Annotated in this window: 13 protein-coding genes; 7 read left to right on the top strand and 6 right to left on the bottom strand. The window is 71.2% G+C overall.

Translation table 11 applies throughout. From position 1 onward, the window contains the following. The first annotated feature begins 111 nt into the window (after window positions 1-111). Complete coding sequence (locus tag YIM_RS19370) at window positions 112-1,338, top strand: aromatic acid/H+ symport family MFS transporter (RefSeq protein ID WP_153031697.1); 1,227 nt, start codon at window positions 112-114, stop codon at window positions 1,336-1,338. On the opposite strand, the gene YIM_RS19375 is transcribed toward YIM_RS19370, so the two are convergent. Then, complete coding sequence (locus YIM_RS19375) at window positions 1,339-1,947, bottom strand: flavodoxin family protein (RefSeq protein WP_153031698.1); 609 nt, start codon at window positions 1,945-1,947, stop codon at window positions 1,339-1,341. It lies immediately after the preceding gene. A gap of 41 nt (window positions 1,948-1,988) precedes the next feature. Between YIM_RS19375 and YIM_RS19380 the strand changes: the two genes are divergently transcribed. Continuing rightward, window positions 1,989-2,846, top strand: a complete 858-nt coding sequence (locus YIM_RS19380; RefSeq protein WP_153031699.1) for an SDR family oxidoreductase — start codon at window positions 1,989-1,991, stop codon at window positions 2,844-2,846. 51 nt (window positions 2,847-2,897) lie between these two features. Here YIM_RS19380 and YIM_RS19385 read toward each other — a convergent pair whose 3' ends face one another. Both YIM_RS19385 and YIM_RS19390 read right to left on the bottom strand, forming a co-directional pair. Further along, entirely contained in the window at window positions 2,898-3,158 is a 261-nt protein-coding gene (locus YIM_RS19385) for a hypothetical protein (protein WP_153031700.1), read from the bottom strand. 79 nt (window positions 3,159-3,237) lie between these two features. Beyond that, complete coding sequence (locus YIM_RS19390; protein ID WP_153031701.1) at window positions 3,238-5,262, bottom strand: CocE/NonD family hydrolase; 2,025 nt, start codon at window positions 5,260-5,262, stop codon at window positions 3,238-3,240. Window positions 5,263-5,337: 75 nt separating this feature from the next. On the opposite strand from YIM_RS19390, the gene YIM_RS19395 reads away from it, so the two are divergent. Genes YIM_RS19395 through YIM_RS19405 form a run of 3 tightly spaced genes read left to right on the top strand, consistent with a single transcriptional unit; the run spans window position 5,338 to window position 8,844 of the window. Continuing rightward, entirely contained in the window at window positions 5,338-6,843 is a 1,506-nt protein-coding gene (locus YIM_RS19395) for an FAD-dependent oxidoreductase (protein ID WP_228004828.1), read from the top strand. Between the two features lie 13 nt (window positions 6,844-6,856). Further along, complete coding sequence (locus tag YIM_RS19400; RefSeq protein ID WP_153037089.1) at window positions 6,857-8,098, top strand: cation:proton antiporter; 1,242 nt, start codon at window positions 6,857-6,859, stop codon at window positions 8,096-8,098. A gap of 32 nt (window positions 8,099-8,130) precedes the next feature. Then, complete coding sequence (locus tag YIM_RS19405; RefSeq protein WP_153031702.1) at window positions 8,131-8,844, top strand: SDR family oxidoreductase; 714 nt, start codon at window positions 8,131-8,133, stop codon at window positions 8,842-8,844. Window positions 8,845-9,022: 178 nt separating this feature from the next. On the opposite strand, the gene YIM_RS19410 is transcribed toward YIM_RS19405, so the two are convergent. Together YIM_RS19410 and YIM_RS19415 are read right to left on the bottom strand one after the other, a co-directional pair. Beyond that, window positions 9,023-9,811: a SigB/SigF/SigG family RNA polymerase sigma factor gene (locus YIM_RS19410; RefSeq protein ID WP_153031703.1), complete on the bottom strand. Its 789-nt coding sequence runs from the start codon at window positions 9,809-9,811 to the stop codon at window positions 9,023-9,025. Then, entirely contained in the window at window positions 9,808-10,233 is a 426-nt protein-coding gene (locus YIM_RS19415; RefSeq protein WP_153031704.1) for an ATP-binding protein, read from the bottom strand. Before YIM_RS19415 ends, YIM_RS19410 begins: the two co-directional genes overlap by 4 nt. 119 nt (window positions 10,234-10,352) lie before the next feature. Here YIM_RS19415 and YIM_RS19420 point away from each other — a divergent pair, with 119 nt between their 5' ends. Both YIM_RS19420 and YIM_RS19425 read left to right on the top strand, forming a co-directional pair. Beyond that, window positions 10,353-11,378: a hypothetical protein gene (locus tag YIM_RS19420; protein ID WP_153031705.1), complete on the top strand. Its 1,026-nt coding sequence runs from the start codon at window positions 10,353-10,355 to the stop codon at window positions 11,376-11,378. A gap of 33 nt (window positions 11,379-11,411) precedes the next feature. Continuing rightward, window positions 11,412-12,047 (top strand): phosphoribosyltransferase, encoded by a 636-nt coding sequence (locus YIM_RS19425; protein ID WP_228004829.1) that lies wholly within the window; start codon window positions 11,412-11,414, stop codon window positions 12,045-12,047. Here the strand turns inward: YIM_RS19425 and YIM_RS19430 are convergent. Further along, window positions 12,044-12,520 carry a TspO/MBR family protein gene (locus YIM_RS19430; RefSeq protein ID WP_153031707.1) on the bottom strand — a complete coding sequence of 159 codons (477 nt, stop codon included), beginning with the start codon at window positions 12,518-12,520 and terminating at the stop codon, window positions 12,044-12,046. The two genes, YIM_RS19425 and YIM_RS19430, sit on opposite strands and share 4 nt — an antisense overlap. Window positions 12,521-12,544 lie beyond the last annotated feature (24 nt).

Below are 12,544 nucleotides of genomic sequence, written 5' to 3' on the forward strand. Positions count from 1 at the left end.
GTGGGGCCGGATGCCGTGGCTTTCGGCGGCCTGTCGGTGTTCAACGAACCCCTTGCCCAAGAGTTCGGATTGTGCATACTTGTGCGCATGCCGAACGAGCGAGGAGGCTCGATGTCCACTGAGACGTCATCCACCGAGACGTCCGCCGGGGCAGCAGCCCGGCACCGCGGGTGGGTGGTCCCGCTGGCCTGGACCGCCGTGCTGCTCGACGGGTTCGACCTGGTGGTGCTCGGCACCGTGCTGCCCGTACTCCTGCGCGACCACGTCTGGGACATCACGCCCGCCTCGGCGGCGGCGGTCTCCACCGCGGGCCTGGTCGGCATGACGCTCGGCGCGCTGGCGATCGGCACCGTCACCGACGTGATCGGCCGTCGCAAGGCGCTGATCTTCGCGGTCAGCCTGTTCTCCGCGTGCACGCTGCTGTGCGCGCTCGCGCCGTCGATGTGGGTGTTCGGGCTGTTGCGCTTCGTCGCCGGGCTGGGCCTCGGCGGCTGCCTGCCCACGGCGATCGCGCTGGTCACCGAGCACGCCAGGCAGGGCCGCGCGGGCAGCGCCACCACCACCCTGATGACCGGCTACCACGTGGGCGCGATGCTCACCGCACTGCTGGGCATCTGGCTGATCCCGCTGCTGGGCTGGCGGTCGATGTTCGTGGCGGGCGCGCTGCCCGCACTGGCGCTGGTGCCGCTGATGGTCCGGTTCCTGCCGGAGTCGGCCGCCTTCGAGCGCGCGCGGCCCGGCGAGACGGTCGCCGGGCTCTTCCGCGGCGGCGTCCTCCGGGCCACGCTGGCGTTCTGGGCGACCTCGTTCATGGGACTGCTGCTGGTGTACGGGCTGAACACCTGGCTGCCGGAGATCATGCGGCAGGCCGGGTACCCGCTCGGCGCCGCGCTCGGGCTGCTGCTGACGCTGAACCTCGGGGGAGTGGTGGGCCTGGTCGTGGCCGGGCGGGTCGCCGACCGCATGGGCGTGCGCGGCTCGGCCATCGGCTGGTTCGCCGGGGCGGCGGTGTTCCTCGCGCTGCTGAGCGTGAAGCTGCCCGGCCCAGTCCTGTACGTGGCGGTGTTCCTGACCGGTGGCTTTGTCTTCAGCGCGCAGGTCCTGGTCTACGCCTACGTCGGACGCACCTACGGCGACGCCTTCCGCGCCACCGGACTCGGCTGGGCAGCGGGGATCGGGCGCCTCGGTGCCATCTCGGGCCCGCTGGTCGGCGGGGCGCTGCTGAGTGCCGGAATCGCATACCCGTGGGGCTTCTACGCCTTCGCCGCGGTCGGCCTGCTCGGCGCCGTGGCCATTTCGGCCGCCTCGACCAGCCGGGCCTCGCAGTCCGTTCCCTGATCAGGAGGCCGGATAGGGATCACCGCGGAGCTGGGTGGCGAGGTGGACGGCGTTCCGGGCGAGAGTGGCGTTGGTGGAGGCGACCGCCTTCGGAGTCTCCTTCAGGTCGTTGTAGTCACCGGGCGTCATCGCCTCGCCGTTCCAGTAGGTGCCGCCCTGGGCGGGCACGGTGAAGCCGGTGTCGTTGAGGGCCTGGAACAGATCGGCGGTGATCTTGTGCGCGCCGTCCTCGTTGCCGACCACGGCGGTCACCGCGACCTTGCCGAACATCAGCGGACGGCCCTGGTCGTCCGTTTCGGACAGTTCGGCGTCCAGGCGTTCCAGCACCCGCTGCGCCACGCTCGACATGTGCCCCACCCAGGTGGGCGTCGCCAGCACCAGGATGTCCGCGGCGAGCACCTTGGCGCGAAGGGACGGCCATTCGTCGCCGTCGCCCATGTCCTTCTCCACGCCCGGCCGGACGTTGTGGTCGACCACCCGGACCGACTCGCCTTCGACCCCGTGCCCACGCAGCTCGTCGAGCACCTGCGTGGCGATCAGCTCGGTGCTCGACGACGCCGGTGACGGCTTGAGGCTGCAGGTCAGTGCCAATGCGCGTAGTGCGGTCATACGAGCCGGTTACCCGCCACGTCACCGGGTAACCAGCCGATATGACCAAGGAGCACAACCAGCCACCGCAAGGACAACGACCACCGGGCAGCACCGGCGACATGCGGCCGGAGCCGCGGGACGAAATGGCGGACTACCAGGGGCGCGAGCTGCTGGCCGGTCGTCGCGCGCTGATCACCGGCGGTGACTCCGGCATCGGCCGCGCGGTCGCGGTGGCCTTCGCGAAGGAGGGCGCCGACGTCGCGATCGCCTATCTGGAAGAGGACGAGGACGCGAAGCACACCGCGGAACTGGTACGCGCACAGGGACGTCGCTGCGAGCTGTTCCCCGGCGACCTCGCCGAGGCCGCGCACTGCGCGCGGGTGGTGGAGCGGACCGTGGAAGCCCTGGGCGGACTGGACATCCTGGTGAACAACGTGGCCACCCAGTGGCCGGTCGGGTCCCCGGAGGAGTTGACCGAAGAGCAGTGGATGCGCACCTTCGACGTGAACATCCACAGTTACTTCCGGGTCACCGCGGCCGCCCTGCCGCACCTCGGCGAAGGCGACGTGATCATCAACTCCGGTTCGGTCAACGGCCTGCGCGGCAACAAGTCGCTCATCGACTACTCGGCCACCAAGGGGGCCGTGCACGCCTGGACCTACTCGATGGCACAAGCGCTGGCGGACAAGGGAATCCGGATCAACTGCGTGGCGCCGGGTCCGGTGTGGACGCCGCTGATCCCGTCCACCTTCGACGAGGAGAAGGTCGCCGAGTTCGGGCAGCAGGTGCCGTACCAGCGCGCGGCGCAGCCCGACGAGATCGCCCCGTCCTACGTGTTCTTCGCTTCGAACCGGTTGTCCTCGTACTACACCGGCGAGGTGCTGGCACCGCTCGGCGGCGAGACCACCCCGGGCTGAGCACGCGAAAGGTGGGTTCCCCGCGGCCGGGGAACCCACCTTCACCGGGGGTCACACCACGGGATCGAGCCCGCGGCCCACGGCCGAGGCCAGGAAGCACCAGCCACGCGAAACCGACAGGCAGGGCAGGTGCCGGTCGCGCAGGCGCTTCAGCGCCGCCGCCGACCCGCTTCGCGCGGTCTGGTCGACCACCGCACACGCGGCTTCGTCGTCGGAACTCTCCACGGCCTCGACGCCGTGCCGGTCGGCCCACTCGGAAAGTTCGCGCAGCGCGGCCGACTTGCCCAGATAAACCACCTTGAGCTTGTCCATCTCTCACTCACTCCCCAAAACCGTTGCTGCTCAAGGGGTAGCCACTGTGCCGCGGGTAAAACACCTGATGAGCGCCGGGTCACACCAGATCGCGGGGGATGACCCGGTGCCAGTTCCTGGAAAAGACGCGGTGGCCGCCCTCGTAACCGTCCAGTTCGGCGTGCAGCACGAACTCGGTGGGGGTGCAGGTCAGCACGGTGTGGGTTTCCGTGCGCGACTCCCAGTCACCGCGCGCGAAGGTCATCGTCCACGCCGTTTCCCCGCGGGCCGAGGAGAAATCGTCCGCGAGCCAGCTGTAGCGCTCGTACGCGCGCCTGGCCACCCGGAGATCGATGTCCTCGAAGTAGTCTTCACCGCTGTCCTTGACGATCTCCAGCGCCGACTCGTAGTCCACCAGGTCACGGCTCACCGTCCACCGCTGTTCGCCGGGCCGCAGCTGGGTCACCGTCAGCGGCGGTGCGCCCTCCGGCTCGTCGAACGGGCGCAGCGCCACCTCGTCCGGCTCGGCAACCGGGCGCACCGGCAGGCGGATCGTGCTCGCCCCGGTGTAGACGGTCAGCCGGGTGCGGCACGGCGGCGGCCAGGCCAGCGGCCAGTACGAAGTGGACAGTGACAGGCGGATGCGGTGGCCGGGCGGGAACGCCTGCGCCACCCCGTTCAGCTCGATCGACACCCGGTACCGCCGGCCCGGCTCCAGCGGTTCGGGGTGGTCGTGCCCGTCGCGGTGGGTCAGGTTCAGCAGGCCGTAGGTGACCCGGGTGGCGCGGCCGTCGGGATAGACGTCCGAGAGCCGGACGGCGACCATCGCCACCGGCTCACTCGCTTCCACCTCCAGCTCCACGCTGGGCGCGCCGAGGATTTCGCAGCGCTCGGTCAGCGGATCGGTCTCGAACACCAGCGAGCCGCCGTCCTCCTCGCGCTGGTCGTAGGGCAGGTCCGGCGGGGCGTTGTAGGAGGCCCACTTCCCGGAGAACTGCCCCACCGACAGCGGCGACTCGATCTCCAGGCCACGCTCGGTGACCTCTTCGCCCGGACGGGCGATGCGGTGCTCGTCGAGCGAGTGAACCGACGGCTCGATGTGCGGTGACGGCCAGCTGGGTTCCCCGACCCAGCGGCCGGGCCGGGTTTCGTACGAGGTCGACGGCGGCACGCTGTCCTGCATCCACACGCGCAGCATCGGCTCGTCCATCACGTCGTTCTCCCGGCCCGCCAGCCAGTGGTCCCACCAGCGGAGGACCTCCTGCAGGTAGCCGATGGCCGGTCCGGGCGCGCCGAGGTGCGGGTACTTGTGCGACCACGGCCCGATCAGGCCCTTGCGCGGCACGTCGAGGTTGCGCATCAGCCGGAGGACGCCGTTGGAGTACCCGTCGGCCCAGCCGCTGGAGGCCAGCACCGGGCACTGGACGTCGCTGTAGTTCTCGCACACCGACGCGTGCCGCCAGTAGTCGTCGCGCCGCTGGTGCGAGAGCCAGTTCTCGATCCACAGGCCGCTGTCCTCGAGCCGTTCCAGCCACATCTCGCGCCAGCGGTCACCGACGAGCGCCGGGTCGGGCGGCAGCGTGGTGTAGGCGAACATGGTGGACGCCTCGGCGAGGTTGTCCGAGAGCAGGCAGCCGCCCATGTAGTGCATGTCGTCGCCGTAGCGGTCGTCGGTGAACGACGAGATGACGATCGCCTTGAGGCTCGGGGGTTTCCTGGCCGCGACCTGCAGTGCGGCGAAGCCGCCCCAGGAGATGCCCATCATGCCGGTGTTGCCGGTGCACCACGGCTGGGCGGCGATCCAGGCCAGCACCTCCTCGGCGTCGAGCTGTTCCTGTTCGAGGTATTCGTCGGTGAGCACGCCCTCGGACTCGCCGGAACCGCGGATGTCCACCCGCACGCAGGCGTAGCCGTGCCCGGCGAGGTACGGGTGGTGGATGGCGTCGCGGCCGGCGGTCAGATCCCGTTTGCGGTAGGGGATGTACTCCAGGATCCCGGGCACCGGGTGCTCGTCCGAGTCGGCCGGGCGCCAGATCCGCGCGGCCAGGCGCAGCCCGTCCGGCAGCGGGATCCAGACGTTCTCCTCCTCGATGATCTGCTTCGGTAGTTGGGTCACCGTGCGCATTCCTCGACGGTAACGCCGTGCCGGGCGTGGTGCAGGGCGCGGGTTTGATCTGGGGCGCGCGGGTATCCGGGGACCATGGACGCACCCAGCTTGCCCGCACCGCTGTCGGTGTGGATGGATTCCACCGCCGGTCCGGACCGAAGCGGGAACGCGCTGCCCGGTGCGGTCGAGGTGGCGGTGATCGGCGCCGGGATCGCCGGGCTGACCACGGCCTACGCGCTCGCGCGCGAGGGGCGCTCGGTGCTGGTGCTCGACGCGGGACCGGTCGGCGGCGGGGTTTCCGGGCACACCACGGCGAAGCTGACCGCGCAGCACGCGGAGAAGTACGCGTCGCTGCGTCGACACAAGGGACCGGAGGCCGCCACCCAGTACGGTCAGGACCAGAGCGCGGCGATCGACTGGATCGAGCGCACTTCGGCGGAACTGGGCGTCGACTGCGCGTTCACCCGCACCGACAGCTACGTCTACACCACCGATCCCGGGCGCCTGACCGATCTGCGTGCCGAGGCCGCCGCCGCTGCCGATGCCGGCCTGCCCGCCGAGTTCGTCGAGCGGATCGATCTCGACGTGCCCGCGGCCGGGGCGGTGCGCTTCACCGGTCAGGCGCGCTTCCACCCGCGGCGCTGGCTGCTCGGCCTCGCCGCGGCCGTCGAGAAGCTGGGCGGGCAGGTCGCGGAGAACACCAGGGTGCTGCGGGTGGACGAACGGCCGGTGCCGGTGGTGCACACCGAACGCGGCAAGATCCGCGCCGAGGAGGTGGTGATCGCCACCCACTATCCGCTGCTGGACCGGGGTCTCTACTTCGCCCGGCTCGAGCCGGTGCGGGATCTGGTGGTCGCTGGGCCGGTCCCCGAAGGCAGCGACGGCATGTTCCTCGACGCCGACACGCACCACTCCGTGCGCTACCTCGAGCACAACGGCGAGCGGCTGGCCATCGTCGGCGGTGAGCACTACCGCACCGGCGAAGAGGTCGACGTGGAAGCGCGGTACGTGAGGCTGGCCGAGTGGGCGCGACGGCACGCGGGCCTGACCGGGGTGACCCACCGCTGGTCCGCGCACGATCTGTCCACTCTGGACTCGGTGCCCTACGTCGGCCGCTACCACCCGGTGTCGCGGAACCTTTGGGTGGCCACCGGATTCGGCCAGTGGGGGATGAGCGGCGGCACCGCCGCCGGGCTGCTGCTGGCCGACCTGATCGCCGGGCGCGAGAACCAGGGCAGCCGGCTGTACCACCCGGACCGCTTCGACCTGCGGTCCGGGATTTCGCTGGCCCGCACCAACTTCACCGTGGCCAGGCACTTCGTCGGCGACCACCTCCGCGCGGCGGGCGCGGACGCCGAGTTCGCCACCCTGGGCATGGGTGAGGCGCGGGTGGCCACCTCGGGCGCTTCCGTGGTCGCCGCCTACCGCGACCACGAGGGCGTGCTGCACCGCCGCAACGCGCACTGCACGCACCTCGGCTGCGTGGTGGCCTTCAACAACGCGGAGAAGACCTGGGACTGCCCGTGTCACGCCTCGCGCTTCGGCGTCGACGGCTCGGTCATCCAGGGCCCGGCCACCCGGCCGTTGCCCGAGGCCTGATCCCGTGGAGCTGATGCTGGGCCTGGCCGGCCTGCTCGCGCTGGCCGCGGCCCTGCTGCCGAAGCTGACCAGCGACCGGCCGCTGTCCATGCCGCTGGTACTGCTGGTGCTCGGCGTGGTGGTCGGCCTGCTGCCGCTGCCCGCGCCCTACGGCCAGGTGTGGGCGAATCCGGTGCCGCACCTCGGCGCACTCGAGGTGATCCTCGAGTTCGGCCTGATCATCGCGCTGGTCGGGGCCGGGCTCAACAGCGACCGGGTGCTCGGCTGGCGCTCGTGGAACTCCACCTGGCGGCTGCTGCTGCTCGCCATGCCGTTGTTCATCGGCGTGGTGTTCCTGCTGGGTTGGTGGCTGCTGGCGCTGCCGGTGGCCGCGGCGCTGGCGCTGGCCGCCGCGCTCTCGCCGACCGATCCGGTGCTGGCCTCCGAGGTGGGCGTGCCCGAACCACACGCCGAGTCGGAGCTGGCCGCGGGCAACGAGGTCCGGTTCACCCTGACCACCGAGGCCGGGCTCAACGACGGCCTGGCGATGCCGTTCGTGATGCTGGCCGTGCTGCTCGCCGGAGGCCTGCCGGGGCCGGGAAAGCTTTCGGTGGAACTACTGCTGCCGCTGCCGGTCGGGGTCGCCGTCGGTGTGGTGCTCGGGCTGCTGCTGGGCAGGCTGATGTTCCGCGCGAACTCCGACCAGGTGCGGTTGTCGGAGTATTCGGACGGCATGGTGGTGCTGGCCATGGCGTTCCTGCCGTTCGCCGCGGCGGAACTGTTGCACGGAAACGGTTTTCTCGCCGTCTTCGCGACCGCGGTGACGGTGCGGGCGCGGGAGCGCTCGCACGGTTACCACGCCGTGCTGCACGAGTTCGGCGACCAGCTGGAGCGGTTGTTCGTCGCGGTCGCGCTGCTGGGGCTCGGCGTGGCCATCGGCGACGGGCTGCTGGCCGGCCTGCGCCCGCTCGAGATCGTGCTCGCCGTGGTGGCGGTTTTTGTGGTGCGCCCGCTCACCGGCCTGCTCTCGCTGCTCGGCGCGCCACCAGGTCGACGTGGGGCCGTGGCCATCTCGTTCTTCGGGGTGCGCGGGATCGGCACGCTGTTCTACGTGACCTACGCGCTCGGGCACGGCGACTTCCCGGTGCCGGACGTGATCTGGCGGGTGGCCGCGCTGGCCGTGGCGCTGTCGGTGCTGGTGCACGGCATCACCTCGGAACCGGCGATGCGGCGGCTCGAACACCTTGGCGCGCAGGGCAGGCGTGGGATCGCTTGACACCCGCTCGCCCGCGTCACCAGGATGGCGGCGTGCGCACAGCGATCGTCACCGGGAGTTCCCGCGGCATCGGCCGTGCCATCGCCGAACGGCTCGCCGCGGACGGGGCGAGGGTGGTGGTCAACTACCGCGACGACGCCGAAGCCGCCGCGAAGGTGGTCCGGTCGATCGAGGAGCGCGGTGGCGAGGCGGTCGCCGTGCGGGCCGACGTCACCGATCTCGCGCAGCTGCGGAGGCTGTTCGACGCGGCCGGTGAGGTGGATGTTTTTGTCAGCAACGTGGGAGTGGCCCGGTTCGGCCCGCTCGCCGAGGTGACCGACGAGCAGTACGACTTCCTCTTCGAGACCAACACGCGGTCGACCTTCTACGCCCTGCGGGAAGCCGCGCGCCGGGTGCGCGACCACGGGCGGATCGTGGTGATCTCCAGCGCCGTCGTGGTGACGAACCGGCCGGGCACCGCGCTCTACGCGGCCACCAAGGCGGCGGGGGACCAGCTGGTGAAGGTACTGGCGAAGGAACTCGGCGCTCGCGGGATCACGGTCAACAGCGTGCTGCCGGGTGCGGTGCGCACCGACGCGCTCGTCGCCGACGGACCGCCGGGCGTGGTGGAACGCACCATCGCGCAGGTCCCGCTGGGCCGCATCGCGGAACCGTCGGACATCGCCGACGTGGTCGGCTTCCTCGCCTCGCCCGACGGCCGGTGGATCACCGCCCAAACCCTCCACGCGGGCGGCGGCCAGTTCTAAAGATAGTGTGACGTGTTTTGCGTGGCGGTGCGGGTGGCGGAGCCGGTTGACGGCCCACAGCAAGCGGCTCCGCCGCTTGGGAAATGCGTCAGGGCGCGCGGCCGCCGTGTCGTTCGCGGGGTTCCCGCCCCGGCCTCGTACCACCGGGACGGGAAGCCTGACCGCGTCCACTGCGGATCTACGGATCCGACAGCAGTTTGCCCCGGAGCCGGTCCAGTGTCTGGGAGAGCAGCCGCGAGACGTGCATCTGCGAGATGCCCAGCCGCTCGGCGATCTGCGTCTGCGTCATGTTGCCGAAGAACCGCAGCCGCAGGATGGTGCGCTCGCGCTCGGGCAGTTCCGCCAGCAGCGGCCGCAGGGCCGCGTGGTTCTCCACCGCCTCCAGGTCCGCGTCCTCCTCACCGAGCGTCTCCGCCAGCGGCAACCGCTCGCTGTCGGAGCTGACCGGCTTGTCCACCGACACCGCCTGGTAGGCGTTGCCCGCGATCAGCCCCTCACGCACCTCTTCCGGGTCCATGCCCAGCTTTTCGGCGATCTCGGACGGTGTCGGCGCGCGGCCGAGGGTCTGCGCGAGCTCGCCGGTGGCGTGGCTGATCTGCAGGTGCAGTTCCTTGAGCCGCCGCGGTACCCGCACCGACCAGCTGCTGTCGCGGAAGTACCGCCGGACCTCGCCCATCACCGTCGGCACGGCGAAGGACAGGAACTCCGAACCGCGGGCCGCGTCGAACCGGTCCACCGCGTTGATCAGGCCGAGCCTGGCGACCTGGAGCAGGTCGTCGAAGGTCTCCCCGCGCCCGGCGAACCGGCGCGCGATGTGCTCGGCCACCGGCAGGAACTCGGTCACCAGCCGGTCGCGCAGCTCGTCCCGCCCGCGGTCGCCCTCGGGTAGCTCGGCCAGCTGGGCGAACAGCGGAACGCAGTGCGCGTACTGCTCGCCCCTGGCCTTCGAAGTCGGTTCCCGGCTCACCCTCGATCCGTCCTCGAGGCCATCACCAGGTCGATGGTGACTACCCGGCCACCCTGGTCGGTCACCCGGTAGGAAGCGGAATCGGTCACCGTCTTCACCACATGCCAGCCGAACCCGTCGGTCTCGGGCACGGCCTGGCCGGTGGTCGGCGCGGACACCGACACCGACAGATCCCCGGCCGAGAGCCGGTACCGGCAGCTGATGCTGCTCCCGATCTCGGCGTGGTGGATCAGCCAGGAGGCGACCTCGTCCACCGCGATCTTGAAGTCGGCGATCGAGTCGAGGTCGAAATCCTCCTTGGTGGCCACCGCCTCGGCCAGCATCCGCAGCAGCGGCAGGTGCTCGAGCCTGGCGGGCACACTGAGCTCGACGTGCTCGGTGAGCAGTGCGTCGATCTGCCCACTCAGGTCAATTTCCGCCATCGTCGTACCCCTCGTGGTGGACCCGTATTGCCATGACCGGAGGAGTACCCGCCATCGTCCCCGGCACACACCCGGTTCCGGCGCGGTGTAACCGGCCCGACACCGGGTACCCGGAACGGATGAAACTGGGTGTGCTGGACATCGGCTCCAACTGTGCCCAGCTGCAGATCGTGGACGCGGCACCGGGGGCGCCGCCGCTGCCCGCACTGGCGATCAAGGAGCCGACGCGGCTGGCCGAGGAGATCGAGGACGCGGGACTGAGCGAAGCCGGGACCGCCCGGGTCGTCCACGCGGTCGGCCAGGCCATGGTCGCGGCGCGGCAGAACCACGTCGAGGAGCTCTTTGTCTACGCGACCTCGGCCATCCGGGACGCGGCGAACCGGGACCGGGTGCTCGACCGGATCGAAGCCGAGACCGGGGTCCGGCCGCAGTTCCTCACCGGCGAGGACGAGGCGCGGCTGACCTACGCCGCCGCCCATCGCTGGTACGGCTGGGCGGCCGGGCGCATCCTGCTGCTCGACATCGGCGGCGGCTCGCTGGAGATCGCACTGGGCCGCGACGCCAAACCCGAACTCGCGCTCTCCCTCCCGCTCGGTGCGGGCAGGCTGACCAGGGCGTTCCTGCCGGACGACCCGCCGGGCCGCGCGCAGGTGCGCGACCTGCGCCGTCACGTGCGCGCCACCCTCCGCGAGATCTCCGACCGGTTGCGCTGGGAGGGCCACCCCGCCAGGGCGGTGGCCACGTCGAAGACCTTCAAGCAGCTGGCGCGGGTGTGCGGGGCGGCGCCCCAGCGCAAGGGACCGTTCGTGCACCGGGAACTCCGGGCCGCCGATCTGCGGGCGCTGGTGCCCGAGCTGGCCGCCAAACCGGCCGCGAAGCGCGCGAAGATGCGCGGGATCTCGGCGGGCCGGGCCCGGCAGATCGTGGCCGGCGCGGTGGTGGCCGAGCAGGCGATGAAGGCCTTCGACCTGGAGGCGGTGGAGCTGTGCCCGTGGGCGCTGCGCGAGGGCGTCATCCTGCGGTACCTGGCCGGGCTCCCGGACCAGGTGCCCGACCTGCACCTGCAGCCGGTCCGCGGCGTCCCGCGCCCGGAGGGCGCGGTACCGCTGAGACCGGTGGCCGACAGCGAGCTGCCGATTCCCTGACCGATTCCTTGACTGATTCGCGAGGAGGTCGTTGTGTTCACCGATCGCCGGGACGCCGGGCGGCAACTGGCCGAGCGGCTGACGGGGTCGCAGTCGTGGCAGGAGCCGTTGGTGCTGGGACTGGCCCGCGGCGGCGTGCCGGTGGCGGCGGAGGTCGCCGCCGGACTCGGCGCGCCGCTGGATGTGGCGGTGGCCCGCAAGATCGGCGCGCCGGGCCAGCCGGAATGGGGCATCGGCGCGGTGACCGCCGACGGGCCGCCGATCTACGACGCCGTCAGCACCTCACGGCTGGGCCTGACCGGCAAGCAGCTGGCGGAGCTGTGCGAACCGGAGCGCGCCGAAGCGGTCCGGCGCCTCGAACTCTACGAAGACGGCCGCCAACCCGCGCCCCGCACCGGCCGCGACGTCATCGTGGTGGACGACGGCCTGGCGACCGGGGTCACCGCGATCGCCGCGTTGCGGGCCACTCGCGCGGAATCGCCGCGATCGCTGACCTTCGCGGCTCCGGTGGGCTCACCGGAGGCCGTCGAACGCGTGCGCCGGGAAGCCGACGACGTGGTCTGCGTGGAGGCGCCACCGGAGTTCACCGCGGTCGGCCGCTGGTACCAGGATTTCGGCCAGACCAGTGACACCGAAGTCATCCAGCTGCTGAAGACCGTGCCCGGCTAGTTCAGCCGGATGATCGACGCGGTGAGTGCGGAGGCGTAGAGGATCCAGAGCAGGTAGGGCACCTGCAGCCAGGCCGCCACTCGCGAGCGGCGGGCGAACAGCATGATCGACACCACCACCGCGACGTCGAGCAGCACGATGTCGGCCAAAGCGACCTCGTAGGCGCCCGCGGCGAAGAACAGCGGGGTCCAGGCGAGGTTGAGCAGCAGGCCCACGCCGTAGACGGTTAGACCGCGCCGATCGCCACCGGCCCGCCAGTACAGCCAGCCGGACACCGCGATCATCAGGTAGAGCACCGTCCACACCGGACCGAACAGCCACGGCGGCGGCGCCCAGCCCGGCAGGTCCAGCGAGCCGTAGACCTCGCGCGCGTTGGACGAGGCCAGCGCCCCGGCCACGGCGACCACGGCGACGGCGGCGACAAAACCGGCGAGCGCCAAGGGGGCGCGGTGGCCCGCGGTAGTGGTGGTCATCGAAGCGCTCCTCGGTGAGAAGGT

The sequence above is a fragment of the Amycolatopsis sp. YIM 10 genome (genome assembly GCF_009429145.1).
Classification (GTDB): domain Bacteria; phylum Actinomycetota; class Actinomycetes; order Mycobacteriales; family Pseudonocardiaceae; genus Amycolatopsis.